21 protein-coding genes are annotated in these 26,376 nt (G+C 60.1%); 11 read left to right on the forward strand and 10 right to left on the reverse strand.

Going from position 1 to position 26,376, the window contains the following annotated elements; all coding sequences use genetic code 11:
- Positions 1–57: 57 nt before the first annotated feature.
- The 4 genes from AB4O01_RS16550 to AB4O01_RS16565 all read right to left on the reverse strand — a co-directional run bounded on the left by AB4O01_RS16550 (position 58) and on the right by AB4O01_RS16565 (position 5,125).
- On the reverse strand, positions 58–342 hold the full coding sequence (locus AB4O01_RS16550) for a YceK/YidQ family lipoprotein (protein WP_007909569.1): 285 nt from the start codon (positions 340–342) through the stop codon (positions 58–60).
- Positions 335–982, reverse strand: coding sequence for a flavin prenyltransferase UbiX (ubiX, locus tag AB4O01_RS16555; protein ID WP_007909567.1), 648 nt, complete (start codon positions 980–982; stop codon positions 335–337). Before ubiX ends, AB4O01_RS16550 begins: the two co-directional genes overlap by 8 nt.
- Positions 979–2,328: a UDP-N-acetylmuramate:L-alanyl-gamma-D-glutamyl-meso-diaminopimelate ligase gene (gene mpl, locus AB4O01_RS16560; RefSeq protein WP_007909560.1), complete on the reverse strand. Its 1,350-nt coding sequence runs from the start codon at positions 2,326–2,328 to the stop codon at positions 979–981. The genes ubiX and mpl overlap by 4 nt, the downstream gene beginning before the upstream one ends.
- 883 nt (positions 2,329–3,211) lie before the next feature.
- Positions 3,212–5,125 carry a sigma-54-dependent Fis family transcriptional regulator gene (locus AB4O01_RS16565; RefSeq protein WP_093434532.1) on the reverse strand — a complete coding sequence of 638 codons (1,914 nt, stop codon included), beginning with the start codon at positions 5,123–5,125 and terminating at the stop codon, positions 3,212–3,214.
- A 301-nt stretch (positions 5,126–5,426) separates the two neighbouring features.
- Here AB4O01_RS16565 and exaC point away from each other — a divergent pair, with 301 nt between their 5' ends.
- From exaC to AB4O01_RS16620, 11 genes are all read left to right on the forward strand, one after another.
- Positions 5,427–6,947, forward strand: a complete 1,521-nt coding sequence (gene exaC, locus AB4O01_RS16570) for an acetaldehyde dehydrogenase ExaC (protein WP_016984137.1) — start codon at positions 5,427–5,429, stop codon at positions 6,945–6,947.
- A gap of 280 nt (positions 6,948–7,227) precedes the next feature.
- Positions 7,228–8,598, forward strand: a complete 1,371-nt coding sequence (eat, locus tag AB4O01_RS16575) for an ethanolamine permease (RefSeq protein ID WP_093434529.1) — start codon at positions 7,228–7,230, stop codon at positions 8,596–8,598.
- A 190-nt stretch (positions 8,599–8,788) separates the two neighbouring features.
- Positions 8,789–10,183 carry an ethanolamine ammonia-lyase subunit EutB gene (locus AB4O01_RS16580; RefSeq protein ID WP_454563301.1) on the forward strand — a complete coding sequence of 465 codons (1,395 nt, stop codon included), beginning with the start codon at positions 8,789–8,791 and terminating at the stop codon, positions 10,181–10,183.
- Positions 10,180–11,013: an ethanolamine ammonia-lyase subunit EutC gene (eutC, locus tag AB4O01_RS16585; protein WP_371914441.1), complete on the forward strand. Its 834-nt coding sequence runs from the start codon at positions 10,180–10,182 to the stop codon at positions 11,011–11,013. Before AB4O01_RS16580 ends, eutC begins: the two co-directional genes overlap by 4 nt.
- A gap of 115 nt (positions 11,014–11,128) precedes the next feature.
- A complete protein-coding gene (locus AB4O01_RS16590) occupies positions 11,129–11,590 on the forward strand; it encodes a GNAT family N-acetyltransferase (RefSeq protein WP_460089056.1) in 462 nt (153 codons plus the stop codon).
- Between the two features lie 230 nt (positions 11,591–11,820).
- Positions 11,821–12,471 carry a DedA family protein gene (locus tag AB4O01_RS16595; RefSeq protein ID WP_064118832.1) on the forward strand — a complete coding sequence of 217 codons (651 nt, stop codon included), beginning with the start codon at positions 11,821–11,823 and terminating at the stop codon, positions 12,469–12,471.
- Positions 12,472–12,475: 4 nt separating this feature from the next.
- Positions 12,476–13,288: a M90 family metallopeptidase gene (locus AB4O01_RS16600; RefSeq protein ID WP_320336268.1), complete on the forward strand. Its 813-nt coding sequence runs from the start codon at positions 12,476–12,478 to the stop codon at positions 13,286–13,288.
- Between the two features lie 112 nt (positions 13,289–13,400).
- Entirely contained in the window at positions 13,401–13,928 is a 528-nt protein-coding gene (ppa, locus tag AB4O01_RS16605; RefSeq protein ID WP_003205933.1) for an inorganic diphosphatase, read from the forward strand.
- Between the two features lie 223 nt (positions 13,929–14,151).
- On the forward strand, positions 14,152–14,898 hold the full coding sequence (locus AB4O01_RS16610) for a S24 family peptidase (protein WP_093434520.1): 747 nt from the start codon (positions 14,152–14,154) through the stop codon (positions 14,896–14,898).
- 430 nt (positions 14,899–15,328) lie between these two features.
- On the forward strand, positions 15,329–15,568 hold the full coding sequence (locus AB4O01_RS16615; protein ID WP_016984130.1) for a type II toxin-antitoxin system RelB/DinJ family antitoxin: 240 nt from the start codon (positions 15,329–15,331) through the stop codon (positions 15,566–15,568).
- On the forward strand, positions 15,558–15,854 hold the full coding sequence (locus tag AB4O01_RS16620; RefSeq protein WP_016984129.1) for a type II toxin-antitoxin system RelE family toxin: 297 nt from the start codon (positions 15,558–15,560) through the stop codon (positions 15,852–15,854). Before AB4O01_RS16615 ends, AB4O01_RS16620 begins: the two co-directional genes overlap by 11 nt.
- Positions 15,855–15,908: 54 nt before the next feature.
- Here the strand turns inward: AB4O01_RS16620 and AB4O01_RS16625 are convergent, their stop codons facing one another.
- The 6 genes from AB4O01_RS16625 to AB4O01_RS16650 are packed head-to-tail and all read right to left on the reverse strand — an operon-like array spanning position 15,909 to position 26,104.
- Positions 15,909–16,721: a YfaP family protein gene (locus AB4O01_RS16625; protein ID WP_460089057.1), complete on the reverse strand. Its 813-nt coding sequence runs from the start codon at positions 16,719–16,721 to the stop codon at positions 15,909–15,911.
- Between the two features lie 3 nt (positions 16,722–16,724).
- Positions 16,725–18,344 carry a DUF2300 domain-containing protein gene (locus tag AB4O01_RS16630; RefSeq protein ID WP_460089058.1) on the reverse strand — a complete coding sequence of 540 codons (1,620 nt, stop codon included), beginning with the start codon at positions 18,342–18,344 and terminating at the stop codon, positions 16,725–16,727.
- A 1-nt stretch (position 18,345) separates the two neighbouring features.
- Positions 18,346–22,920 (reverse strand): alpha-2-macroglobulin family protein, encoded by a 4,575-nt coding sequence (locus AB4O01_RS16635; protein WP_460089059.1) that lies wholly within the window; start codon positions 22,918–22,920, stop codon positions 18,346–18,348.
- Complete coding sequence (locus AB4O01_RS16640) at positions 22,917–23,567, reverse strand: DUF1175 domain-containing protein (RefSeq protein WP_460089060.1); 651 nt, start codon at positions 23,565–23,567, stop codon at positions 22,917–22,919. The genes AB4O01_RS16635 and AB4O01_RS16640 overlap by 4 nt, the downstream gene beginning before the upstream one ends.
- Complete coding sequence (locus AB4O01_RS16645; RefSeq protein WP_099757288.1) at positions 23,552–25,264, reverse strand: DUF2138 domain-containing protein; 1,713 nt, start codon at positions 25,262–25,264, stop codon at positions 23,552–23,554. The genes AB4O01_RS16640 and AB4O01_RS16645 overlap by 16 nt, the downstream gene beginning before the upstream one ends.
- Before the next feature lie 48 nt (positions 25,265–25,312).
- Entirely contained in the window at positions 25,313–26,104 is a 792-nt protein-coding gene (locus tag AB4O01_RS16650) for a YfaP family protein (protein ID WP_093434504.1), read from the reverse strand.
- Positions 26,105–26,376: the final 272 nt, after the last annotated feature.

Consider the following 26,376-nt stretch of genomic DNA (forward strand, 5'->3'; position numbering starts at 1 on the left):
TGCACCGCTTCCCCTGTGGGAGCGAGCCTGCTCGCGAATAGAGTGCGCAGCACTCCCCTACAATCCACCAGTCGCCTGAAAACTCACGCCAATCACCGTGAGCAGTGACAACGGCAGCAACAACGTATCGAGTAATGCACTCGCCGGCAGATCCACCCCCGGATAGCTCGGCGCTTCAGCCCCGAACCGATCCATCGCGCAACACCCGCCATTCAATGCATACAAGTCCAGCCGCGTCCCGGAATACACCACCGGCGCGCCCGGTTTGGCGGCGTCGAGAGTGCGCGCAGTGGCGCAACCGGTCAGTTGCAGCGCCAGCAAAATCGCCAGCAGCTTATTCATCGCTGCTCAGATGATGCTCACCCCAACGCGGCAGCATGTCCTGGGGAATGCCGAGCAGATTGAGAATCCGCGCCACAACGAAATCGATCAGGTCATCAATGGTCTGCGGCTGATGATAGAAACCCGGTGAGGCCGGCAGAATCGTCACACCCATGTTCGACAGCTTGAGCATGTGCTCCAGATGAATACTCGAATAGGGCGCTTCGCGCGGCACCAGAATCAATTGGCGACGCTCTTTCAAAGTGACGTCGGCGGCGCGTTCGATCAGGTTGTTGCAGGCGCCGGTGGCAATCGCCGACAACGTCCCGGTGGAACATGGCACCACGACCATCGCTGCCGGTGCGCCGGAGCCCGAAGCCACCGGCGACATCCAGTCTTCCTTGCCGTACACGCGGATCTGCCCGGCGGCAGCTCCGGTGTATTCGGTCAGGAAGGCCTGCATCATTTGCGGCTTGGGCGGCAGCGTCACATCGGTCTCGGTGGCCATCACCAGTTGCGCAGCCTTGGAGATCAGGAAGTGCACCTCGCGATCTTCCCGCACCAGGCAATCGAGCAGGCGCAAGCCGTATTGCGCGCCAGACGCGCCGGTCATCGCCAGCGTGATGCGTTCGGGACCATTGCTCTCAAAACGAGTGTTCATTGCAGCGCCTCGGCGAGTTTGCCGTGCAGGCCGCCGAAGCCGCCGTTACTCATGATCACCACATGCGTACCCGGCTGCGCCTGGCTCTTCACGCGCTCGATGATGCCTTCCAGCGAGTCGCTGACGATCGACGGCACGGTGCACAACGCGGCAGTGCCGGCCAGGTCCCAGCCGAGGTTGGCCGGAGCGTACCAGATCACCTGATCGGCATCGACCACGCTGTCCGGCAAACCATCACGGTGCGCGCCGAGTTTCATCGAGTTGGAGCGCGGTTCGATGATCGCGATAAGAGGCGCGTCGCCGATGCGTTTGCGCAGGCCGTCGAGGGTGGTGGCAATGGCAGTCGGGTGGTGGGCGAAGTCGTCATAGATGGTAATGCCGCGTACTTCAGCGACCTTCTCCATGCGGCGTTTGACGTTCTTGAACGCGCTCAGGCCAGCGATGCCCATCGACGGCACCACGCCCACATGACGCGCAGCCGCCAAAGCAGCCAAGGCGTTGGCGACGTTGTGCTGACCGGTCAGCTCCCACTCGACGGTGCCTTGCGACACGCCTTCGAACATCACTTCGAACGCCGAGCCGTCTTCGCTGAGCAGTTTGACCTGCCATTGGCCGCCGGCACCGGTGGTCTGCACCGGGGTCCAGCAGCCCATTTCGATCACCCGTTGCAAGGCCGGCTCGGTGGTCGGATGGATGACCAGGCCTTCGCTCGGGATGGTCCGCACCAAGTGGTGGAATTGCCGCTCGATCGCTGGCAGATCCGGGAAGATGTCAGCGTGATCGAACTCAAGGTTATTGAGGATCGCTGTGCGCGGACGGTAGTGGACGAATTTCGAGCGCTTGTCGAAGAAGGCGCTGTCGTACTCGTCGGCCTCGATCACAAAGAACGGCGTACCGCCTAAACGCGCCGACACCGAGAAGTTCTGCGGCACGCCACCGATCAGGAAGCCCGGGCTCATGCCGGCGTGTTCCAGGACCCAGGCGAGCATGCTGCTGGTGGTGGTTTTGCCATGCGTACCGGCAACCGCCAATACCCAGCGACCTTGCAGCACATGGTCAGCCAGCCATTGCGGGCCGGACACGTACGGCAGACCTTTGTTCAGCACATATTCCACCGCCGGATTGCCGCGGGACATGGCGTTGCCGATTACCACCAGATCCGGTGCCGGATCAAGTTGCGCCGGATCGTAGCCCTGCGTCAGTTGAATGCCTTGGGCTTCCAGCTGCGTGCTCATCGGCGGATAGACGTTGGCGTCGGAGCCGGTCACGTGATGGCCCAGCTCTTTGGCCAAGACCGCCATCGAGCCCATGAAAGTCCCGCAGATACCCAGAATATGAATGTGCATAGTCGACCTCGTAAAACATGGCCGCAGGTTAGCGTAGGGAGGGGGAAATCGCACTCTTTAGGTGAGGGGCGGGACTGGTTGGCCGCAGTATCTCGGTTCGGCTGCTAATTGTCGCCCCTCACCCCAGCCCTCTCCCGAGGGAGAGGGAGCCGATCTCGGTCGCTTTCAAATCCTGAGTCCGGCTCGATATTTCAGGTCGGCGTAAATCGCCAAAACACCTCGATCAGTCACCTTTCCCCAGGGAGAGGGAGCCGATCTCGGTCGCTTTCAAATCCTGAGTTCGGCTCAATATTTCAGGTCGGCGTAAATCGCCAAAACACCTCGATCAGTCACCTTTCCCCTCGGGAGAGGGAGCCGATCTTGGTTGCCTTCAAATCCTGAGTTCGGCTCGATATGTCAGGTCGGCGTAAATCGCCAGAACACCTCGATCAGCCCCCGTTCCCCCAAGTAGAAAGAGCCAATCTCGGTCGCTTTCAAATCCTGAGTTCGGCTCAATATTTCAGGTCGGCGTAAATCGCCAAAACACCTCGATCAGCCCCCTTTCCCCCAAGTAGAAAGAGCCAATCTCGGTCGCTTTCAAATCCTGAGTTCGGCTCAATATTTCAGGTCGGCGTAAATCGCCAAAACACCTCGATCAGTCACCTTTCCCCTCGGGAGAGGGAGCCGATCTTGGTTGCCTTCAAATCCTGAGTTCGGCTCAATATTTCAGGTCGGCGTAAATCGCCAAAACACCTCGATCAGTCACCTTTCCCCTCGGGAGAGGGAGCCGATCTTGGTTGCCTTCAAATCCTGAGTTCGGCTCAATATTTCAGGTCGGCGTAGATCAGTAGACCGACTCGGTCAGTCCCCTCTCCCTCCGGGAGAGGGCTAGGGTGAGGGCCTTCTAACTGACCCGCCGCTCAATCCCATGCTTACGCAGCTTCCTGTAAAGAGTGTTGCGGCTGACACCCAGTTGCTGAGCCGTTTGGGTCATGTGCCAGCGGGTTTGCTCCAGCGTATTGAGCAGAGCCAACCGTTCGGCGTCTTCCAGCGGATGATCGGACTCCTTAACCGCTAATACTGTCGGACTCCCCTGCCTAATCATCACCGGTAAATCCTCAACCCCGATCCGCCCTTCATCACACAACGCCGCCAGCGTACGCAGCACATTGCGCAACTGCCGCACATTCCCCGGCCACTTGAAGGCCAGCAAAGCCTGACGCGCCGGCTCTTCGATCAGGATCGCTTCAGCGCCCGCCTCTTCAGCCAGCAGAAAATCCAGCAACTGCGATTTATCACTGCGCTCGCGCAAAGCCGGCAACGCCACTTCCAGGCCGTTGAGCCGATAATACAAATCCTCGCGGAAGCTGCCATCCGCAACCCGATCCAGCAGATGGCGGTGGGTGGCGCTGATGATCCGCACGTTGACCGCTTCCGGTTCGCCGCCAATCGGCACCACCTGCCGATCCTCCAGCACCCGCAACAACCGAGTCTGCAAGGCCAGTGGCATATCGCCGATTTCATCGAGGAACAACGTGCCGCCGTCGGCCTGTTGCAACTTGCCACGCATGCCGTCCTTGCGCGCACCGGTGAAGCTGCCCCCGCGATAGCCGAACAGTTCGCTCTCGATCAGGCTCTCGGGAATGGCCGCGCAATTAAGGGCAACGAAAGCTTTGCTCGAGCGTTGACTGGCCTGATGCACGGCCTTGGCGAAGGCTTCTTTGCCGGAGCCGGTTTCGCCGTTGATCAACAGTGGTACGTCGCGCTCGAAGACGCGCAAGGCTTTTCGGAAGTCAGCCTGCAACGCCTCATCACCGAGACAGATACCCGACAAGCGCGGCGCCTCAGCCACTACCGGCGTCGATAGCATCGGTACAGGTTTGCGCGATTCCCCGCGCAACACAGCAAACAAATGTCGCCCGTCACAGGTGCGCAGTGGCCAACTGGCACTGGCATTGGCACTCGCGCGGCCAAGCAACTCATTCAGTGAACAATCGAAAAACGCCTCCACCGGTTTACCCAGCAAACCACCGCGAATATGCCCGAGCAAATTCAGTGCACTCTGATTCACCGCGCTGATCCGCCCTTCCCCGTCAAACGCCAACAAGCCTTCGCTGAACAACCCGACCGATTCGGCCTGCAGATGAAAACGCAACAACCATTGGTTATCGAAACAACGCAGGAAGTAGCAACTCTCGATCATCTTCGCCGAGAGGTTGACCAGCGCCATGGTGTGAAACTGGCTCTGCCGCGAGACATCGTGACGCGCTGAAGACACGTCGAGCACCGCCAACAGTTCACCGTGCGGGTCGAACACCGGGCTCGCCGAACAGGTCAGGCCGGTGTGACGGCCGCGGAAGTGTTCGTCCTGATGGATGGTCAGGGCCTGACGCTCGACCAAGCAGGTGCCGATGCCGTTGGTGCCTTCGCAGGCCTCGCTCCAGTCAGCACCAAGCCACAGCCCGGCGCGTTCGAAGATCTTGCGTTCGGCCGGCGCGGTGACGCAGTTGAGGATCACCCCGCGCGCGTCGGTCAGCAGCACCGCGTGGCCAGCGCCGGAGAGTTGTTGATGCAGGCTGCTCATTTCATTGCCGGCGATCTGCAGCACTTGTTGCAGGCGTTCGCGGCTTTCCAGTACGCGTCCGTGTTCAAGCACGGTCGGCGCCATGCTTAGCGCCGGGTCGAGGTGATAGTCCTCAAGACAGCGCAGCCATGAACGGGCAATCGACGGATCGGCGCCGGGCCCGTGCAGGTGCGGTTTGCCCTGGGTCACGGTGAGAACCTGTTGGGCATGGCGACTCAAATGATTGTCGTGCATTTCTTATTGTTCTCCCCGAGGCTCGACGGCCCAATGCTGAGGTGATGCCCAGCATCCTCCAGCCATCGACGCATTGCAATGCTGGCAAGACTGTCCGGTCTCTGGCTGTGCCAAAAGCGGTACAAGCTGTCACCCCCGCTGTACCGAAACCGTCACAGGTGCCATCCGCCCGTCCGACAAAAACCTGCCAAACCCTTGATTTACCTGCCCTGCACGGCAGTGGCCCGACCTTTGCTCTACGCTTATAGCAAGCGCACTTGCGCGTTTCTCTAATAAGTACAAAGCCAAGGAGAACATCATCATGCGTTACGCTCACCCCGGTACTGAAGGCGCCAAAGTCTCGTTCAAAGCCAAGTACGGTAACTACATCGGCGGCGAGTTCGTCGCGCCTGTCAAAGGTCAGTACTTCACCAACACCTCGCCAGTCAATGGCCAACCGATTGCCGAATTTCCCCGTTCCACTGCCGAAGACATCGACAAGGCACTGGACGCCGCCCACGCCGCTGCCGACGCGTGGGGCGCGACCTCCGTGCAGGCGCGCTCGCTGATCCTGCTGAAAATCGCCGACCGCATCGAACAGAACCTCGAACTGCTGGCGATCACCGAAACCTGGGACAACGGCAAAGCCATTCGCGAAACCCTCAACGCCGACATCCCGCTGGCCGCTGACCATTTCCGCTACTTCGCTGGCTGCCTGCGCGCCCAGGAAGGCAGCGCTGCCGAAATCGACGGCAACACCGTGGCCTATCACATTCACGAACCGCTGGGCGTGGTCGGCCAGATCATCCCGTGGAACTTCCCGATCCTGATGGCCGCGTGGAAACTCGCGCCAGCGTTGGCCGCCGGCAACTGCGTGGTGCTCAAACCGGCCGAGCAAACCCCGCTGGGCATTACCGTGTTGCTGGAACTGATCGGTGATCTGCTGCCGCCGGGCGTGCTGAACATTGTTCAAGGCTATGGCAAAGAAGCCGGCGAAGCGCTGGCCACCAGCAAACGCATCGCCAAGATCGCCTTCACCGGCTCGACCCCGGTCGGCTCGCACATCATGAAGTGCGCCGCCGAAAACATCATTCCGTCGACCGTGGAACTGGGCGGCAAGTCGCCGAACATCTTCTTCGAAGACATCATGCAGGCCGAGCCGACCTTCATTGAGAAAGCCGCTGAAGGTCTGGTGCTGGCGTTCTTCAACCAGGGCGAAGTGTGCACCTGCCCGTCGCGTGCACTGGTACAGGAATCGATCTACGACGAGTTCATGGCTGTCGTGATGAAGAAAGTCCTGCAAATCAAACGTGGCGATCCACTGGACACCGACACCATGGTTGGCGCGCAGGCGTCCGAGCAGCAATTCGACAAGATTCTTTCGTACCTGGAAATTGCCAAGGGCGAAGGCGCTGAGCTGTTGACTGGCGGCAAGGTGGAAAAACTCGAGGGCAACCTGTCGACCGGCTATTACATCCAGCCGACCCTGCTCAAGGGCACCAACAAAATGCGCGTGTTCCAGGAAGAAATCTTCGGCCCGGTGGTGAGCATCACCACGTTCAAGGACGAAGCCGAAGCCCTGGCCATCGCCAACGACACCGAGTTCGGCCTCGGCGCCGGGCTGTGGACCCGCGACATCAACCGCGCCTACCGTATGGGCCGGGCGATCAAGGCCGGCCGCGTATGGACCAACTGCTACCACCTGTACCCGGCGCATGCCGCGTTCGGCGGGTACAAGAAGTCCGGCGTCGGCCGTGAAACCCACAAGATGATGCTCGATCACTATCAGCAGACCAAAAACCTGCTGGTGAGCTACGACATCAATCCGTTGGGCTTCTTCTAAAAACCCGGCGCAACACTGATGTTTCAGTGTTGCCCTATCGACCGCTATCGCGAGCAGGCTCACTCCTACAATTGCACCGTATTCCTCCTGTAGGAGTGAGCCTGCTCGCGATTGGCGTCCTCAATGACACAACACAAGGCCTGGCCGCTCTGGCACGGCCCTTGCGTACCCGTCATTCAGGTTTCGCACTAAAACTGCCGCTGCGTGAACAGCACTCATCCACCCAACTACTGCACCCGAAAGTCCAACAGATCGAACAATAAAAAAACAGAGAGGACTTATGACTTCCACCACACAGCTCAAACCCACACTCGGCACCCTGCATCTGTGGGGCATTGCCGTCGGCCTGGTGATTTCCGGCGAATACTTCGGCTGGAGTTACGGCTGGGGCACCGCGGGCACCCTCGGATTTCTGGTCACGGCGCTGATGGTCGCGACCATGTACACCTGCTTCATCTTCAGCTTTACCGAATTGACCACCGCCATCCCACACGCCGGGGGGCCGTTTGCCTACAGCCGTCGGGCGTTCGGCGAAAAAGGCGGATTGATCGCAGGCATCGCCACGCTGATCGAGTTCGTCTTCGCGCCACCGGCGATTGCCATGGCCATCGGCGCTTACCTGAATGTGCAATATCCGGAACTTGATCCGAAGATCGCCGCCGTCGGCGCGTATTTCGTCTTCATGACCCTGAACATCCTTGGTGTCAGCATCGCTGCGACTTTCGAACTGGTGGTCACCGTGCTCGCCGTCGCCGAATTGCTGGTGTTCATGGGCGTAGTCGCACCAGGCTTCAGCTTCAGCAATTTCGTGCTCAATGGCTGGTCGGGCGCCAACGAATTCACCTTGGGCTCGATTCCGGGGATCTTTGCGGCGATACCCTTTGCGATCTGGTTCTTCCTCGCCATCGAAGGTGCAGCCATGGCGGCCGAAGAGGCGAAAGACCCGAAACGCACGATTCCCAAGGCCTATGTCAGCGGCATTCTGACCCTGGTGTTCCTCGCCATCGGTGTGATGGTCATGGCTGGCGGTGTCGGCGACTGGCGCCAACTGTCGAACATCAACGATCCGCTGCCGCAAGCGATGAAAGCCGTGGTCGGTAATAACTCGTCGTGGATGCACATGCTGGTGTGGATCGGTCTGTTCGGGCTGGTGGCGAGTTTCCACGGGATCATCCTCGGCTACTCGCGGCAGTTCTTCGCCCTCGCCCGCGCCGGTTATCTGCCTAAAAGCCTGGCCAAGCTCTCGCGATTCCAGACGCCACATCGGGCAATTCTGGCCGGTGGCGTGATCGGCATCGCGGCGATTTACAGCGACGGCCTGGTCAATCTGCAAGGCATGACCCTGACGGCGGCGATGATCACCATGTCGGTATTCGGGGCGATCGTGATGTACATCATCAGCATGCTCAGCCTGTTCAGACTGCGTAAGACCGAACCGAATCTGGAGCGCACCTTCCGCGCCCCGGGCTATCCGGTGGTACCGGCGATTGCGCTGTTTCTGGCGGTGGTGTGCCTGATCGCGATGGCGTGGTTCAACACGCTGATCGGTTGTGTGTTCCTCGGTTTCATGGCCGCCGGTTACCTGTATTTCCAGCTGACCGCTAAGCAGCGCTCCGAAGCGCCGGCAGACGCTATGCTCGAAGGTATCTAGTTGCACCGGCACCGGGCCTTTCGCCCGGTGCCCGCTATATAGAAGTGCATGAAAATCCAATGTGGTAACGAGCCTGCTCGCGAAAGCGGAGTATCAGTCGACAATTGTTTTGAATGTCGGTCCGCTTTCGCGAGCAAGCTCGCTCCCACAGGGGACTGAGTTATCCACAGAATCAGGAGGACACCGCCCCATGGCCGCATTCGCCCATTCCGTCGGCGCCCAGACCTATCGCTTCGACAGCCTCAAGGACGTCATGGCCAAGGCCAGCCCGGCGCGTTCCGGGGACTTTCTTGCCGGCGTCGCCGCGCTCAACGACGGCGAACGCGTGGCCGCGCAAATGGCGCTGGCCGACATTCCGCTCACGCATTTCCTGCAAGAAGCGCTGATTCCCTATGAGGCCGATGAAGTCACCCGGCTGATCATCGACACACACGACAAGCAAGCCTTCGCCGTGGTCAGCCACCTCACGGTGGGCGGCTTCCGCGACTGGTTGCTCAGCGATGCTGCCGACGAAACCAGCCTGCGCGCCCTCGCCCCCGGGCTGACCCCGGAAATGGTCGCCGCCGTGTCGAAGATCATGCGCGTGCAGGATCTGGTGCTGGTGGCGCAAAAGATTCGTGTCGTGACCAAATTTCGCGGCACCCTCGGACTGCGCGGACGTTTGTCGACGCGCCTGCAACCCAATCATCCGACCGACGAACCGTCCGGCATCGCCGCGAGCATTCTCGACGGTCTGCTCTACGGCAACGGCGACGCGATGATCGGCATCAACCCGGCCACCGACAGCATCGCCTCGATCTGCGCGATGCTGGAAATGCTCGACGCGATCATCCAGCGCTACGACATTCCGACTCAGGCCTGCGTGCTGACCCACGTCACAACCTCCATCGAGGCGATCAACCGTGGCGTGCCGCTGGATCTGGTGTTCCAGTCGATTGCCGGTACCGAAGCGGCTAACGCCAGTTTCGGCATCAACTTGAACGTGTTGCAGGAAGGCTACGACGCCGGCCTGAGCCTGAATCGCGGCACGCTCGGACAGAACCTGATGTATTTCGAAACCGGTCAGGGCAGCGCCCTGTCGGCCAACGCCCACCACGGTGTCGACCAACAGACCTGCGAAACCCGGGCCTACGCCGTGGCGCGACATTTCAAGCCGTTTCTGGTGAACACCGTCGTAGGATTTATCGGCCCGGAGTACCTGTACAACGGCAAACAGATCATCCGCGCCGGCCTCGAAGATCATTTCTGCGGCAAGTTGCTCGGCGTGCCGATGGGCTGCGACATCTGCTACACCAACCACGCCGAAGCCGATCAGGACGACATGGACACCCTGCTGACCCTCTTGGGTGTCGCCGGGATCAACTTCATCATGGGCATCCCCGGCTCCGACGACATCATGCTCAACTACCAGACCACCTCGTTCCACGACGCCCTCTACGCCCGCCAGACCCTGGGCCTGAAACCGGCGCCGGAGTTTGAGCAGTGGCTGGCGAACATGGGCATCTTCACCCAAGCGGACGGCAAGGTTCGCTTCGGTAACAACTTGCCGCCGGCCTTCCGCCAGGCGCTGGCGCAACTGGGATGAGTCACATGGAAAAACCGCCCGTGGACCCGCAAAACCCTTGGCTGGAACTGCGCCGCCTGACCCCGGCACGGATCGCCCTCGGCCGTACCGGCACCAGTCTGCCGACCAGCGCGCAACTGGATTTTCAGTTTGCCCACGCGCAGGCACGCGATGCCGTGCATCTGCCATTTGATCATGCCGGACTCAGTGCGCAATTGACTGAACGCGGACGCGAAAGCCTGCTGCTGCACAGCGCCGCTACGGATCGAAACAGTTATCTGCAACGCCCGGATCTTGGGCGCAAGCTCAGCGATGAATCGGCGCAGGCCTTGCGTGAATACGCTGCGGCGCATCCGGGTGGTGTCGATCTGGCGATTGTCGTGGCCGACGGCCTGTCGGCACTGGCGGTTCATCGGCATACCCTGCCGTTTCTGACCCGACTGGAGGAGCAAATGAGCGCTGACGGCTGGTCGATGGCGCCCGTTATCCTGATGGAACAGGGTCGCGTTGCCGTCGGTGATGAAATCGGCCAATTGCTCGGTGCAAAAATGCTGGTGATGCTGATTGGCGAGCGCCCGGGCCTCAGCTCACCGGACAGTCTCGGTTTATATTTCACCTACAATCCAAAAATCGGCCTGACCGACGCCTACCGCAACTGCATCTCCAATGTGCGGCTCGAAGGCTTGAGCTACGGCATGGCGGCGCATCGCTTGCTCTATTTGATGCGCGAAGCCTGTCGGCGGCAGCTGTCAGGGGTCAACCTGAAGGACGAAGCACAGGTTCAGACGCTGGAATCGGACGCCGGTGTAGACATGAAAGGTAATTTCCTACTCGATCCGCCCACAACCTGAACCGTTTCCGCATTGCGTTTCTGCGCCGGTTTCAGGCAGGATCGATGCACGGCCGCACGGGTTTCCCATCGCCGTCAGAGCAGTTGAAGACAGCCACTTGAAGACGAGACCTATCATGCGGATTATTCAAGCGACCCTCGAACATCTGGATTTGTTGACTCCGTTGTTCGTCAAATATCGCGAGTTCTACGGTTCACTGCCTTACCCGGATTCCTCCCGTGCGTTCCTTGAAAAGCGTCTGCGCCGCAAGGAATCGGTGATCTACCTGGCCCTGGCCGACGATGACGACAAGAAGCTGATGGGCTTTTGTCAGCTCTATCCGAGCTTCTCCTCGTTGTCGCTCAAACGCGTGTGGATCCTCAACGACATCTATGTCGCCGAAGACGCGCGCCGGCAACTGGTCGCTGACAACCTGATCCGCACTGCGAAGAAAATGGCCAAGGAAACCCAAGCCGTGCGCATGCGTGTCTCCACCAGCAGCAACAATAAAGTCGCGCAGAAAACCTACGAGTCCATCGGGTTCAAGGAAGACACCGAGTTCAAGAACTACGTGTTGCCGATCAGCGAAGAGCTTTGACCGCGCATGCAGCCTGTGATGAGGGAGCCTGCTCCCTCAGCCACGTTAAATACATCCTGACAATTGTTCACACCCCGACATCCCCCGCGACAAAACCAACGCGCTTTTCATCTTTCAGACCGTATAATCCCGAGCTTTCCGGCTTGTAAGAAAAACTACACCCCGCTGTAGGCTTACACCCGAATCATCCGCACAGGCCTGCAGAGTCAGGCCGTCATACAGGTGCCCCCATGGATTTCAACCCGCTCGACCTTATCCTGCATCTCGATGTGTACCTCGATTTGCTGGTGAACAACTATGGTCCATGGATCTACGCCATCCTGTTTCTGGTGATTTTCTGTGAAACAGGTCTGGTGGTGATGCCATTCCTGCCGGGTGATTCGTTGCTGTTCATTGCCGGTGCCGTGGCCGCTGGCGGTGGCATGGATCCGGTGCTGCTGGGCGGCCTGCTGATGCTCGCGGCCATACTGGGCGACAGTACCAACTACGTGATCGGACGAACGGCGGGCGAGAAGTTGTTCAGCAACCCGAACTCGAAAATATTCCGTCGCGATTACCTGCAACAAACTCACGACTTCTACGACAAGCACGGTGGCAAAACCGTGACCCTGGCGCGTTTTCTGCCGATCATCCGCACCTTTGCACCCTTCGTCGCTGGTGTAGCGAAGATGCCCTACCCGCGTTTTTTCGGTTTCAGCGTGTTCGGTACGGTGTTGTGGGTTGGCGGTCTGGTGACATTGGGCTACTTCTTCGGCAACGTGCCGTTCATCAAGAAAAACCTGTCGTTGCTGGTCGTCGGCATCATTCTACTGTCGCTGGTACCGATGATTATCGGTGTGGTTCGCAGCCGCTTCGGCGGCACCAAAGCCCAATCGCACTAAGCCGATGTGGTCGCTGAGCGCCTGGCGTCGCCGGCGCACTCTGGCAAAGCACCCGATTGCCGACGACATGTGGCAACGGGTGCGCCATCACCTGAGCTTCCTTGACGGCATCAGCGCAGCCGAAGACCAGTGGCTGCGCGAAGCCAGCGTGCTGTTCCTTGCAGACAAACACCTGAGCACCCTGCCCGGCGTCGAACTGCATCAGGAACAACGCCTGTTGCTCGCCGCCCAGGCGCAGCTGCCGCTGCTCAATCTCGGCGATCTGAACTGGTATCAGGGTTTTCATGAAATCGTCCTCTACCCGGACGATTTCCTCAGCCCGCAACGTCATCGTGACGCCAGCGGTGTCGAGCATGAGTGGGACGGCGAACACAGCGGCGAAGCCTGGCAGCAAGGGCCGATCATTCTTGCCTGGCCGGGTGTGATGGCCAGTGGTGGCTGGGAAGGCTACAACCTGGTGATCCACGAACTGGCGCACAAACTCGACATGCTCAACGGCGACGCCAATGGCCTGCCGCCGCTGCATGCCGACATGCGTGTCAGCGACTGGGCCGACGTCATGCAAAAGGCTTACGACGACCTCAACCGTCAGCTCGACCATGATCCTGACGCCGAAACCGCCATTGATCCCTACGCCGCCGAAAACCCCGCCGAGTTCTTTGCGGTCACCAGCGAGTACTTCTTCAGCGCCCCGGATCTGCTGCACGAGGCTTATCCACAGGTCTATGCGCAGTTGCAGCTTTTCTACCGGCAGGACCCGCTGGGCAGGTTGCGGCAACTTCAGGCCACAGACCCGGTCTATCAGGCGCACGACTAAGGTCTGCACGACTTTCGGTACATGGCGTCGACGGCAGAATATGCCTATAATCGCCGCCACTTTTTGGTCAATCCGGCCAAGTGTTTTTGGTCAACTACGGGGGCAACGCCCAATGAGCTACAGCAAGATTCCGGCTGGCAAAGACCTGCCGAACGACATCTACGTCGCGATCGAGATCCCGGCCAACCACGCGCCGATCAAATACGAAATCGACAAAGACAGCGATTGCCTGTTCGTTGACCGTTTCATGGCCACCCCAATGTTCTACCCGGCCAACTACGGTTACATCCCGAACACCCTGGCTGACGACGGTGATCCGCTCGACGTACTGGTTGTGACCCCTTACCCGGTTGCCCCAGGTTCGGTAATCCGCGCGCGTCCAGTCGGCATCCTGAACATGACCGACGACGGCGGCGGCGATGCCAAAGTCATCGCAGTACCACACGACAAGCTGTCCCAGCTGTACGTCGATGTGAAGGAATACACCGACCTGCCGCCACTGCTGATCCAGCAGATCGAGCACTTCTTCGCGAACTACAAAGATCTCGAAAAAGGCAAATGGGTCAAGATCGAAGGCTGGGCCGGTGCAGACGCCGCCCGCGAAGCGATCACCAAGTCGGTTGCCGCCTACAAAGGCTAAGCAGTTGCGCTACGCGTGAGGCTTGAAGAAAACCCCGGTTGATCCGGGGTTTTTTGTGCTCGGGAAAAGCCGCCTTAAACAGAGTGTTTATGACGGACTACAGAAAAGTTTTATCTTGTGTAATTTCCCACAAGAACGTCTTACATCCCGTCGCAAAATTCAGCCCGTTTTTGAACGCCCGGTTTATTCAAACCGCTCTGGCACGGCCGTAGACTCCGTGTTTATGAGAAAGAACACTAGCGGTCCAAGATTCAAGGCACTCCTGGAAGCTGCGAACATCTCGACGACGGGTTTCGCAAAGTTCTGGGGCACGGAAGCCCAAAATGTCCACAACTGGTACACCCGGGGCGTCCCGGCGTATCGCATGGAAGAAGTCTCACGCCTGCTGTCCGTCAACAGCGAATGGCTGAAAACCGGACAAGGCACAAAAGAGCTGCCAAGCCTGACTCCGCCAGCCAGCAATGGCGACAGCTTCGACGCTCAGGATCCCCAAGGGTCCTATCGATTCATCCATCCCAACGACATCGAACTGGCCTTCTTCAAAGAAACACCCCTGACCAACGGCTCCGACAAAACCCACGTCATCCAGGACCCTGACCTGTCCATCCGCCTGCTGCGTGCACCACTGGATCAACTGGAAATCCGCCACGCCGACGCCATCTGCGCGCACATGATCGGCAACAGCATGGCCGAACGCATCGAAGACGGCTCCATCGTCGCTATCGACCGCAGCCTGACCCAGGTCGTCGACGGTGAGATCTACGCCATCGAACACGACGGCATGCTGCGCATCAAATACCTGCACCGCATGCCCGGCAACGGCCTACGCCTGCGCAGCCACAACAACGCCGAATACCCGGACGAAGTGTTCCGCCCGGCACAGATCGAGGAGCAAAGGATTCACATATTGGGCTGGGTGTTCTGGTGGTCGACCGTGAGCAAGCGGCGGCCGGTGGTGCCGTTTCTATGATCTCACGGCCTGCAAAGCCTCCTGTAGGAGTGAGCCTGCTCGCGATGAGGCCCTGATAATCGGTACAAATCTCGAATTTGTTCGACTGCGGTTGCTCTAAACCGCACTTCAGGCTGGGAATCCACAACAAAACTCAGTATCCTGCGCCCCACATTTGCGCATCGACCCGCCCCGCGGCTCAGATAGCGCCCGACGCGGCAGACCAACGTCTGACCAAGTCCCACAGCCGGACGCAGATCCGGATGTACGTTTTGAAGGCTGGCGCGGTTTACCAAAAATAAACCAAGCCAGTCCCCGAGAAGCCGGCCACAAGCCGGCTTTTTAATGCCTGAAATAAACCCGGCCTACCGTCTGAAACATAAATTCGCGCTTGTCGAACAGAAGAGCCTCTTGGTACCGTAACGACAAACGTCATTACAGGTATTTCATCATGGCCTCCATCAACATTCGCATCGACGATGATCTGAAGCAGCGCTCCTTCGCCGAACTGGAAAAGCTGGGAGTAACTCCCTCAGAGCTTTTGCGTCAGACACTCCAATACGTCGCCGAGCGAGGCAAGCTACCCTTCAAAGCAGCATTGCTCAGCGAGGAAGATGAAGTACTCATAGCCGTAGTCACCGAACGCCTCGCGGCACCTCAACGAGTCAAGGTAAGTCTGGATGACCTATAACCTTGAATTTGATCGTCGTGCTTTAAAGGAGTGGAACAAACTCGGCGATACGGTTCGCCACCAGTTCAAGAAGAAGCTCACAGAGGTATTGGAGAATCCTCGAATAGAAGCCAATCGACTTCGCGAGCTCCCGGATTGCTACAAAGTGAAGCTGAAAAGCGCTGGCTATCGCCTGATCTATCAGGTCCTTGATCAAGAGATTGTGGTGTTTGTAATCGCAATCGGGAAGCGAGAGAGAGAAGCTGCTTACGAGGTTGCGCAGGACCGTCTTTCGCTCCTGCCCTGAGTCGGTCCAATGTCTGCGACCTGAAATTGGGCAGCAACCCGCAGCCCAATTCCCTCACGGATAACTGAACGCCTTAACCAACGTCAACTCCCCCACCGCCCGCATCGGGATCAGAAACGTCTCCATCTTCTCGCTCGGCGTACCCTCTTCAGTAATCACCGTCACCTGCGCCGTGGTCAGTGCCTGTACCGCTTCATCCCCGCCCTCGTCATCCCCGCGATACCCACCGCCGTAATAATTCACATACACCAGATACTGCCCCTTGATCGGCGCCGGCATGGCGAAGATTTCCGGGCCATAACCGGTGGTGACGTCAACGTCGAGCGCGGCGCCGTTGGCGGCGCTGCGGTTGCCGTACCAGATGTGCGCGCCGTCGGGGGTGACGAGGTGCAGGTCGAGGTCGGTGCCGTCGCTGTCCCACGCCAACAGTACGCGCAGTTTTGCCGGGGTGGCGCCGCCGCTGGTGTTGAGGAATTGCGTGCGGTGGCGTTGCTGGCCGTCGGGACTGCGCACTTCGACGCTGTTGCTGCCGTTGGGGAAGGAGAACGGGCGGTCGAAGCGGCCGCTGTCGTCGATTTTCAGCGGCATGCTCACGCCGTTGACGATCAGGCGGCCGGGTTCGTTGTCCTTCCGCGCAGCTTTGATCTCGCCGCTGATGCGGGCAGTGTTGGCCTGGCCGACCGGGGTGTTGACCGATGAGGCCGGGTAATTGACGGTCTGGCGGAAGCTTTCACCCTCGCCTTCGGGGGCGCCGCTGCGCCAGCCGCCGATCGGGGTGTCGAGTTTGACGCCGTCGGCAGCGATGGCTGGCGAGAGCGCAGTCAAGGTGCAGAGCAGCAGCAAGACCTGTGGATAACGGAGTGTCATGGTCTATTCCAGCAAAAGGTGACGGGCGAGCCCTTCGATGTAGGTTTCATCCTGGCCGTTGGGGTGTGCTTCAAAGGCCAGGTGCAGATATTCGTGGGTCAGGTCGAGGCGATCCTGCAGGGTCAGTACGCCGCGTACGTAGATGCGTTGGCGTTCGCGGTCGACGAAGGGCCTACCGAAGGCCAGTTTGCACACGGCGAATGTGCTGACTTCGTTGTAGCCGGTTTCGCTTTCCAGCTTCGGGCGCCAGCCGCGTCGCTGTTTCTGCAGCCAGTCTTGCGCGGCGGGCAGTGCCTCGCAGGAGGCGACCGGATTGTCCCAGCGACTGAGGCTGGCGCGCGGATAGGCGTGCAGCAGAATGGCGTCGTAGCGCTGACCGGCATTGGCCTGCTCGACGGCTTGTTGCCAGGCGAGTTTGTCCGGGCCGGGTTGATCGGAGTGATAGGTGACGGTGCTACCGGCCAGTACCAGATCCGCCGTCCACGCCGCGATGTTGCGTGACTCGGCCGAGGCTGGACGCGGTGCGACGCGTTGGCGATTGCTGCTGTCGTCGATGCTCAGGCAATCGCCGTTGCGCGTGGCGTTTTGCAGCAGATAAGTGCGGATTGCCACGGCCAGCGCTTTGGCCGCTTCGGCGGGTTCCGGTTTGGCTTCGCGCTCAAGGACGCGAGCTACATATTCTTCGCGATCAAGCCTTGCGACGAGTTTGTCGTTGAGCAGAAACAGTTCGCCGTCACTGTGGATATCCAGCGCGTTGCCATTGGCGAATTCGACGCGGTAATCGCCCTGCAACGGGCCGGACGTCACCATCCGCTCACCATCCAAAACCCGCGTGAGCGGATAGCGCGAGAACAACCCGACTTCAACACAGCGCCCGGCTTCTGCCGGCCATGCGGCGGGCAACACCGTCGCCAGTGCCTGTCCGTAATGGCGCAAAACCATCTGACTGGTACCACGCCCACCCGCCCAGAGCGGAGATCCGTCCGCGGTCCAACCGGCGAAACCACCCTGGCGCGACTGCGGATCCTGATCGCCAAGCCAGCTCCAGGTTTTCACCCGCAAACGCCCGCCCAGTTCGCCGACGACATTACCGTCCGCCGCATTCAGCACCACATCGAGCAGCACTCGACGCGCTTGATCCTGCGCCGGCAAAGCAGCCAAGACCTTCAACAACTCGATCACGGAAACCCGTTGAGCCGGCTGCACCGACGGCAAATCCAGCAGCCACGATGGCGCCCGCCGCGCCTGCCAATACGTGCGCCAGTCGGCAGAAGAAAGCCCCAATCGCGCAGGCTCAAAGTACAACCCGCAGGATTTCACCAACGCCTGATCACGCTCGATCCTGCTACCCGCCGAGCAGCAATAAACCTCTTCCTTCGACTGTCCGCGACATTCATAAGCAGGCTCACGCGCACCGGTATCGACCAGCCATGCGTATACGAACAATTTCCACAGACTGCCCAACGGGGTATCGAGCGTCGGCGGCAAGGGCTCGCGGGCGATCAATTGCGTCTGACTCAGCGACAACAACTCGCCCTTATAGGCCACGCGCAACGGCTCATCCTGCGCCGTCGCCAGCGCAGGTATCACACACATCAGCAGCCACAGCAGCGGCCGGCTCATGTCAGTTGACCGTGACCTGACCAAGGGCGGCTTTCGCTTCCTGGGCCTGATGCTGCGGCGCGTAGACTTGCTTGAAGCGCACCGGCGGCAGGTTGAACTGGCCCTTCTGCGAGAAGCGCACCAGATGGCGCAGGCGCAACTCACCACTCAACGCATCGACCGGCACCGCGTACGCCAGTTGACCCGGTTCGAAGCGCGCCTTCTCCAGCGCGGTCGGCTCGGTGCCGTCCTTGCCCTGCAACTTGATGCCCCAAGTGGTGCGCTCGACATCGGCGCCCGGTGGTAGCGGCACTTCGAGCATGCCGTAGCGCAGCGGTTTCGGCGCTTTGCTGGTGAGGATCACTTCGTCCAGATACAGGCTGTCGCTGGACAGCGGCTTGCTGCCGATCGGCTCCAGTTTGAAGGTGAACGCTTCGTCGCCCGGCACCAGTCGCGACAGGCGACGGGTAATGGTCACGGCCATCGGATCGACTGCCGCTTGCTGGGTCTGGAAACTCAACGCCGCGCGCAGCGGACGCTCCTGCGTACCGGACACCGACAACACGCTCGGCACTGGCGTCGCGCCCTGCCACGTCCAGTACATCTCGCCGCTGGCTCCGTAGTTCTTCTTCCAGCCTTCACCCGGCGTCAGTGCAATGGTCGGCGACGCCTGGGCGATGCTGCGTTGCAGCCAGGTCAGCGCCAGCGCACGTTCGAGGGTCGATTGCTGCGGCAGCAAACGTTGCAACAACGCCGTAGCACGCGCCTGATCGAATGCTTGCAGCGACAGGTTCAGCGCCTCGGCGAACGGCTGCGAACTGACCGCCAGACGCTGTTGCGCAGCCCCCACCTGACGATTGAACGTTTCCGGCAAGGCAACCTTCGACTGCGTGGCCAACGCAGCGGTCAACACCCGCGCCGCCGCCAGACCGAGCGCCGAATCCGGGTCGCTCATCACCAGACTGTCTTCGCCGTCGTCCATCAGGGTTTCGGCGTTGCCTTCACCGGCCTTGGCCAGATCCTCCATCAAGCCGCTGAGCAAGGTGTTCACCGGCAAATGCATCTGCTTGGCGAACGACAGAATCAGCGCGCGCTGCAGCAACGGTGTGTTCGGCGCTTGCTTGGCGTAGACCTCCAGCACTCGCTGCCAATGTTCCGGCGGCAAGGTCAATTCCAGCACCTGGCTAGCGTTCCAGTCGGCGTAGTAAGCGTAAGCCGTGAGGAACGCATCCGGTTCACCGTCGTAGCCCCACCAGGTGAAGCTCGCCGACGGCCCGGCCATTTGCACCAGACGCAGACGGCTGTTCTGCATGATCAGACGCAAGCGATCACGAATCTGCGGATTCGATGCCAGCGATGGATAGGCAATGCTCAACGGCAGCAAACGGCTGGCAGTCTGCTCGACGCCGCCGTACGGATAGCTGAGCAGATCATCGAGTGCCGAGCGGAACAACGCTTGCGGGCTGTCATCCAGACGCAGGCGAATATCGGTGGCGTCGGCCGGCAGACTCAACGGTGTGTCACCGCTGGCCACGTCGAGGCTTTGAGTCTGAGTGACTTGCCAGCCGTCACCGGTCGCACTCAGGCGCACGGCGAGAGAGTCGGCGGTCTTGCCGTCCTGCACCAACTCCGCCGTCCATTCGCCGGAAGCCAATGAGAACGCCGGCAGCGGCAGATAATTGATGCCGTTGTTCAGGGTCACAGGCAGACGCTGTTCGGCGCCCGCATAGTGAGTCACCAGTTCAGCCTTGACCGGTTTCTCGGCCTGACTGAACGCAAACACGCCAAGTTGCGGCTGATCACCCTTGCGGAATTTGCTCGGCCCGCTCCACTTCAGGTACAGCGGTTTTTCCGAACGCACGAACTGCTTCTTCTGCCCGACCTGACCATCATCGGCAATTGCCCGCGCGGTGATGCGCCAGCGGGTCAGCGAGTCCGGCATCTTGAAGGTGAAACGGGTTTTGCCGTCGGCCCCGGTCAACAACTCTGGCTGCCACGCAGCGGTATCGACGTCCTCACGACGCGGCCGCTCCAGCACTTTCACCCCGCGCTCGCTGCGGTTGGCTTTGCCCGGTGCGCCGGGGCTGCCCGGCAACGCGACGTCGTAACTGATGAACGACAGGCTGGCACTGGTGCGCACGTTGTTACGGCGCGGGTGATAGAAGAACTGGTCGATGGTCGGCGCGACTTCCGGTTGCAGTGCGTAGACCATTTCGTCGACAACACTGAGGGTCAGATGCGCCGGAACCGCTTTGCCGGCGAACTGGGTGGTCAGATCAACCGTGACCGTGTCGCCCGGCAGGTACACCGCTTTGTCGGTGCTGATCGCCACGTCGATTTGCGGCGCAACCACTTTGATCCCGGCGTTCTGGAAGCTGTACTGACCGCCCTTGGTGTAGAGCACGGAGAAGGTCAGGTTCGGTGCAAAGTTGTCCTTCACCGGAATGCGCGCGCGGTATTGGGTGTCGCTGAGTTTTTCCAGTTTCAACCAGTCGCCGCCCTTGGCCAGCAGCGCGGTGGCTTCGACCTTGTCGCGTTCCAGCGAGAGCAACGCATCACTGACCGGCTCCGGGAAAGTGATCAGCGCCAGCGCTTCATCGCCGGCCTTGTACTCAGGCTTGTCGAGGACGATTTCCACAGTGCCCGGTACCGCTTTGACGCCGTCGCCAGTGACCGAATGCCCCGTGGCACCGAGGACGCGACCGTGTTGATCTTTCAAGGTCAGGTTGTAAGTGCCCGGGCGTTCGAAGGCCATGCTGAAGCCCTTGTCAGTCGCCACGAGCTTGCCTTCACCGGTGCTCTGGTCTTCCAGACGTACCCAGCCATAGGTGCTCGGCGTCACCGCTTTGCTTTGCTCGGTGCCGCCCTCGTTGGCGTAGCTGAATGCGACTTTGTCGCCGACCGCGCTGAAGCGTTGCGGCGCACTCAGACGGAAGCTCGCCGCGCCACGGTCGATAAGGATTTCCTTGGTGGTCTTGACCCGATACGCCGCGCCATCGCTGGCGAACACGGTGAGCATGTAGCGGCTCGGCTTGTCGGCGGCCGGCAGGTCGAGGCTCGCATTGCCTTTGCTGTCGGTGGTCAGTTCGGTGCTGGTCAGCTCCACCGGGAATTGCCCGAGGTATTGCAGCTCGTTGTCGACCATCGACAGTTGCTGGGCGCGCAGGCTCAGGGTCAACTTGGCGTTGACCACCGGTTTGCCGTCCGGGTACAGCAACAGCAGACTGCCTTTGACCGGCTCGCCAGTGCGGTAATCCTGCTTGGCCAGATTCAGCGAAATCTCGAAGTGCGGCTTGATGTACTCGGCCACGCGGAAAGCGCTGCTGTAAGCCTGGTCCTTATAGTTGAAACGGATCTCGTAACCACCGGCCACAGCGTTGTCCGGCAACTGGAAGCGGCCCTGAGTGCCGGCCTTCGAATCGAGCTTCAGGTCGAGGTGTTGCAACTCAGTGCCTGTGGCGTCAAGCACGCTGACCGTGACATCTGCAGCACCCGGCAACACCGAGTCCCGCGCATTCTTGAACTCACGACCAACGATTTTCAGCGACACCCAATCACCTGGGCGATACAGCGGCCGGTCGGTGAACGCGTAGAGTTTGGTGTCGTAGATTTCGCTGTCGTAATAGAAGTTCTCGGAGACGAACACCCCGCCTTCTTCGTCCTCGCCGATGACGAACGAACGCTCCGGGCTGACGTGTTTCAGGCGCAGCAAACCGTCAGTATCGGTGGCACCGCTGCTCATCACGCCGAGGCCGTCGGTCCACAGCACATTGACCTTCGGTACCGAACTGCCTTCGTGTTTGCGCGCGGCCCAGACCAGCAATTCATCACCGGCAATCTTGCTCACCGCGACGGTGTTGGAGACGAACACCATGGTGGTTGCGCGGTACTTGCCGATCAGCGCTTCGACCAGGTACAGACCCGGCTTCAGATTGCCCAACGGGATATAAACGTTACCCGGCGCGACGCTGACGAAATCGCTCGAAGACCCGGCCAGATTGACCCCTTCCGGCGGCTGAATCGGCTTGGCCTGCCACAGCGGATAACGGAACTGGCTGACCACCGGTAGACCCGGAATCAGCGCAAATTGCGGCTGCGCGTCGTACGGCGTCGGCGCTGCGATGGCGTTGCCCATCTTCAGTTCCGGCACTTCTTCGGTGACCTGTTTGCGCGATTCATAAGAGAACGCGCGCTGCATCACCCGTCGGGATTTGCGGTACCAGTTGTCCCACAGATACGCGAGGGTGTTGGACAGGCCTTCACCCTTGAACTGGCCGTCGCTGACCACGCGATGCAGATTCTTTTGACGCTTGAGGAAATCCAGCGGTTTGTCGATGCGGTACACACGAATATCCGCGCCGCCGTAAGGTTCCATGCGGAAACGACGATAGTCACGGCCCGGCGCTTCGAGACGGACCATTGCCTGTTCATCAGCAGCAAAACTGCTGTCGGCGAGCAGGAAAAAGCTTTCACCCGAGACCGGCGTGTAGCCGCTCGGCTCGACCGAATCTTCGGCGCTGACGGTAGCCACTGGCAGCAACAGCGCCAGCAGCAAAGGAATTCGGGAGCAGAGTCGCAACATGCGGGCACCGGTCATTGGGAGAGAAAGTTCAGTCGATAGACGCCGATGAAGTTGGGGTTGGCTGCGTCGGGTATCCATCGGGTGTCCTTCCATGTCATGAGTTGCTGCAGGCTTGCCGAACGCATGCCGTTGTCAGTGGGGGTGGTGGTGCCGGTGTGATAGGCGATGTAGCGGCCCATCCAGATCATCAGGTGCTGGTCGTCGCCCTGATCGAAAAACATCAAATCACCGGGCCGTGCCTGCGAGACGTCACGGCTGACCAGATGACTATTGAACTGAATCAGTTTGATCGCGTTGACGTAAGGCCCGACCTTGCCGCCGCCCTGCTGCCATTGCTGGGCGAGCTTGCGTTGCTCATCGCTGAGCGACAGCTCTGGCGGCAGGTAGCGATTGGACAGGCCATTGCTGCGCAGCCATTTGTCGTCGTGGACTTTCAGCGCTTCATTGGCGGCAAAACGCACCAGCCCGGCACAGTCCTGCTGATACCAGCGCGGACTTGGGCCTTGGCTCAACTGCTCTTGAGCGATGCGCACGAACCAGGCGCGAAACACCTGGGATTGCGCCAGATCGAGTGCGGGTGCTTCAACGGCGCGGGCGCCCGCACTGAGCAACAGCGCGAGCAGGCCGAGGCTGCGGATCAGTGTCGTCACAGCGCTTTCCATTCCAGCGGCAGCCACTGCCAGTGGCCGTCAGGCTCGCTGCCTTCAGGCAGCGTCAGCGCGTACTTGCCGTAGCCGCCGAGGGTGCGCAGCTTCGGAATCAGATAGGTTTGCGCGGCGTTGTAGAACACCGGCTCCATGTCCTGCGGCAGGCTATCGAGGGTTTCTTGCTGCATCAGCTGCGCCATCGAATCCGGGCCGAAATAGATCGGCATCAGCACGTCTTTGGGCAACACGTCGGCCATCGGCGGGAAGCGTTTGTCGAGGGTGCCGAGGGCCTTGTCGACGAGTTTGTCGTCGAGGGAAAACAGCAGCGTCGAACCGTGGCGAGCTAGGCTGACCTTCATGAAAGCCTTGCCGGAAATCGCGTCCGGGTTCTCCGCAGTTTTCGCCGCATACGGGCCGAAGTTGGAGCTGACCTGACGCTGCCAGACGTGGTTCTGGCCTTCCTGCTTCTCGACTACCGGGAACACGTTTACTTCAACGTTGGCTTCGAATGCACCGACCATCGAACCGAACAGTTTGCCAAGATCACCGTCGAGTTTGCTGCTGTCCTCGTCTTTCAGACTGGCCACCAGCAATGGCGTGTACAAACGCGAATCGGCGTACCAGCACAGGCCTGCCGCGCCGGCCACGTGTTCGGTGAGAGTTTGCGCCACGGTTTCTTCAGCGCCGAGTTTCACCAGCAATGGTTTTTGCGGTTCGGCCGCGACCGGAAGGGTCACGCAGGCACTGGCGCCCAGCGGCATTGCTTGCCAGACCGGTTTGAAATCGAAGTCGGGCTGGTTGTCCAGTTCGTCCATGGCGAGGTAGCTGTGCCAGCCCTTGTCATCCATGTCGAAGCGCAGCCCGGCGAAGTTCGGGATGAAACGTTGATAACCCATGGCCAGAACGCTGGAGTTGACCGACAGGCGTTGCTTGGTTTCCGGAGTTTTCGCCGGCAGGCCGAACGCTTCGGGGAACAGTTTTTCGCCATTGAGCAGCGCCGCCAGCGCTTGTGGCGAGACATGGCCGGATTCCTCGGAGGCGCCGCTTTCCGGGTCGTAATACTTGGCCGGGTTGGACAGCACCACCAGTTTGTCGCCGTGGGAGGCGAACAACAGGGCTTTGCTGGCGTTATAGGTCAGTTGATACAGCGGCACAGTGTCGCCGCCGACCTTGAGTTCGCTCATCTGACTGAGCTGCGTGTCATCCAGCGCAACCTTTGCCAATGGCTCGAGCAGTTTCGCCAGCCCACCACGATCCATCACCAAAAGGAAATCCTTCAAGCGCCCATCCGCGCCACGCCACAACGCAACGTCGGCCGGTTGATCGAAAAGCTGCTCGATCAGGCTGTCCTGCAACTTCAGATCATGCTCGTAAATGATCCGGCGCAGACTGCCAATCAGCCCCAGGCGGTCGGCGTGGGTTTCGTAATAAAAGACGAAATCTTCGGTGAGCGTGGCCTTGAGGAACGGCACCGTCAGCAAGTCCTTGGGCAACTGACTCAGCGAGCGGGTTTCCAGCAACGCATCCGGGCGGCTGAGGCCGAGCTTGTCACTGGCCAATTCCGCCGGCGGCGCCTTGGGCTTGAGCAGCAGCCAGCCAAAACCACCCGCTACACCGGCCACCAGGCACAACCCGGCCAGCAGCAAGGGCCAGCGCCGCGAAGGTTTGGCCGCTGGCGTGTCGGCAGCCGAAGTAACAGTGTTATCGCTCATCTTTTCGCTCATTTCCCAAAGCTCAGGATTTCATCCGTGGCGGAATGCTTAATAGTTGAAAGTCTTGACCAGCAGCAGATCACCGATCGCCCGCAGGGGCACGATGAACGTTTCGCGTTTTTCGTCGACGGTGTTTTCGTTGAGCACCAGCGTGATTTGCGAGGTGATCACCTCGTTCTGGTTGCTGGTCTCCTCGAAGTTATAGCCGCCGTTGCCGAAGTTGCCCCAATAGTTGACGTAAACCAGATAAGTGCCGTGCAGCGGCGCAGTCATGGTGAACATTTCCGGGCCGGGGCCGTCGACGCCATCCGGGTCGAGACCGCCGCCATTACTCAGCGCCGGCTGCGCCCAGAACGCATGCTGACCGTCGGGCGTGACAATGTGCAGATCGAGCTCGGCTTTTGGATCGTCCCAGCCCAAGACAAGACGAATTCGCGCCGGCGTGCGCAAATTGTTTGCTTCATAAAATTGCACGCGCTTGAGCGACTGGCCTTCGGCGCTGATCACTTCGACGCTGTTGGAGCCGGCGCCGAACGCGTAGGGCCGGGCGAAACGGCCCTGGTCGTCGGTGTACAGATTCAATGGATTGCCATTCACGGCGAGGCTGTGCGGCGGGCGCATGTGGCCGATGGCCTTGAGCTGGCCCTGGATCATCGTGCGATTGCGCTGAATGCCGCGATCAATCGGCGGCGTGGGATAGGCGACTTGCGGGTTTTCCGTGCGATCGAGCAAGCCGTGATAGCGCCAGCCGCCCACCGGTTCCGACAGTTCAGCGCTCGGCGCGGCCGACAGCGCGGGCGCGCAGGCCAGGCCGATCAGTAGCCAAAGAAATGAACGCATGTAATGCCTCCTGCCATGCCTGAACGAAACCTTGCACCCGATCCTCGGTACTTCACAGCGGTGAAAACTGCGTTTCGTCTGAAAGACCCGTGACTGTAGGGTCGTAGAAGGCGCGAAGATTAGCGATTCGGCGGTTTTTTAACAATCGGATACATGTGCAATCGCTGTAGGAAACCTGCTTTTCAAGGGGCGTGAGCCGAATAGAGAGATTATTCGGCTCACAAAATGAGCCGAATAGGTTTCAGCCATCCCGAATCGCCTCAGGAAAAAGG

It is taken from the genome of Pseudomonas sp. S2_E02, assembly GCF_054668355.1.

Excerpts from the sequence above, each read along its gene's own strand:
- AB4O01_RS16610 (WP_093434520.1), top strand. The coding sequence starts at position 14,152 with ATGAGAAAGAACACTAGCGGTCCAAGATTCAAGGCACTCCTGGAAGCT.
- AB4O01_RS16630 (WP_460089058.1), bottom strand. The coding sequence starts at position 18,344 with ATGAGCCGGCCGCTGCTGTGGCTGCTGATGTGTGTGATACCTGCGCTG.
- AB4O01_RS16600 (WP_320336268.1), top strand. The coding sequence starts at position 12,476 with ATGTGGTCGCTGAGCGCCTGGCGTCGCCGGCGCACTCTGGCAAAGCAC.
- ppa (WP_003205933.1), top strand. The coding sequence starts at position 13,401 with ATGAGCTACAGCAAGATTCCGGCTGGCAAAGACCTGCCGAACGACATC.
- ubiX (WP_007909567.1), bottom strand. The coding sequence starts at position 982 with ATGAACACTCGTTTTGAGAGCAATGGTCCCGAACGCATCACGCTGGCG.
- AB4O01_RS16625 (WP_460089057.1), bottom strand. The coding sequence starts at position 16,721 with ATGACACTCCGTTATCCACAGGTCTTGCTGCTGCTCTGCACCTTGACT.
- AB4O01_RS16595 (WP_064118832.1), top strand. The coding sequence starts at position 11,821 with ATGGATTTCAACCCGCTCGACCTTATCCTGCATCTCGATGTGTACCTC.
- AB4O01_RS16590 (WP_460089056.1), top strand. The coding sequence starts at position 11,129 with ATGCGGATTATTCAAGCGACCCTCGAACATCTGGATTTGTTGACTCCG.
- AB4O01_RS16615 (WP_016984130.1), top strand. The coding sequence starts at position 15,329 with ATGGCCTCCATCAACATTCGCATCGACGATGATCTGAAGCAGCGCTCC.
- AB4O01_RS16565 (WP_093434532.1), bottom strand. The coding sequence starts at position 5,125 with ATGCACGACAATCATTTGAGTCGCCATGCCCAACAGGTTCTCACCGTG.
- mpl (WP_007909560.1), bottom strand. The coding sequence starts at position 2,328 with ATGCACATTCATATTCTGGGTATCTGCGGGACTTTCATGGGCTCGATG.
- AB4O01_RS16580 (WP_454563301.1), top strand. The coding sequence starts at position 8,789 with ATGGCCGCATTCGCCCATTCCGTCGGCGCCCAGACCTATCGCTTCGAC.
- eat (WP_093434529.1), top strand. The coding sequence starts at position 7,228 with ATGACTTCCACCACACAGCTCAAACCCACACTCGGCACCCTGCATCTG.
- AB4O01_RS16650 (WP_093434504.1), bottom strand. The coding sequence starts at position 26,104 with ATGCGTTCATTTCTTTGGCTACTGATCGGCCTGGCCTGCGCGCCCGCG.
- AB4O01_RS16620 (WP_016984129.1), top strand. The coding sequence starts at position 15,558 with ATGACCTATAACCTTGAATTTGATCGTCGTGCTTTAAAGGAGTGGAAC.
- AB4O01_RS16550 (WP_007909569.1), bottom strand. The coding sequence starts at position 342 with ATGAATAAGCTGCTGGCGATTTTGCTGGCGCTGCAACTGACCGGTTGC.
- AB4O01_RS16640 (WP_460089060.1), bottom strand. The coding sequence starts at position 23,567 with ATGGAAAGCGCTGTGACGACACTGATCCGCAGCCTCGGCCTGCTCGCG.
- eutC (WP_371914441.1), top strand. The coding sequence starts at position 10,180 with ATGAGTCACATGGAAAAACCGCCCGTGGACCCGCAAAACCCTTGGCTG.
- AB4O01_RS16645 (WP_099757288.1), bottom strand. The coding sequence starts at position 25,264 with ATGAGCGATAACACTGTTACTTCGGCTGCCGACACGCCAGCGGCCAAA.
- exaC (WP_016984137.1), top strand. The coding sequence starts at position 5,427 with ATGCGTTACGCTCACCCCGGTACTGAAGGCGCCAAAGTCTCGTTCAAA.
- AB4O01_RS16635 (WP_460089059.1), bottom strand. The coding sequence starts at position 22,920 with ATGACCGGTGCCCGCATGTTGCGACTCTGCTCCCGAATTCCTTTGCTG.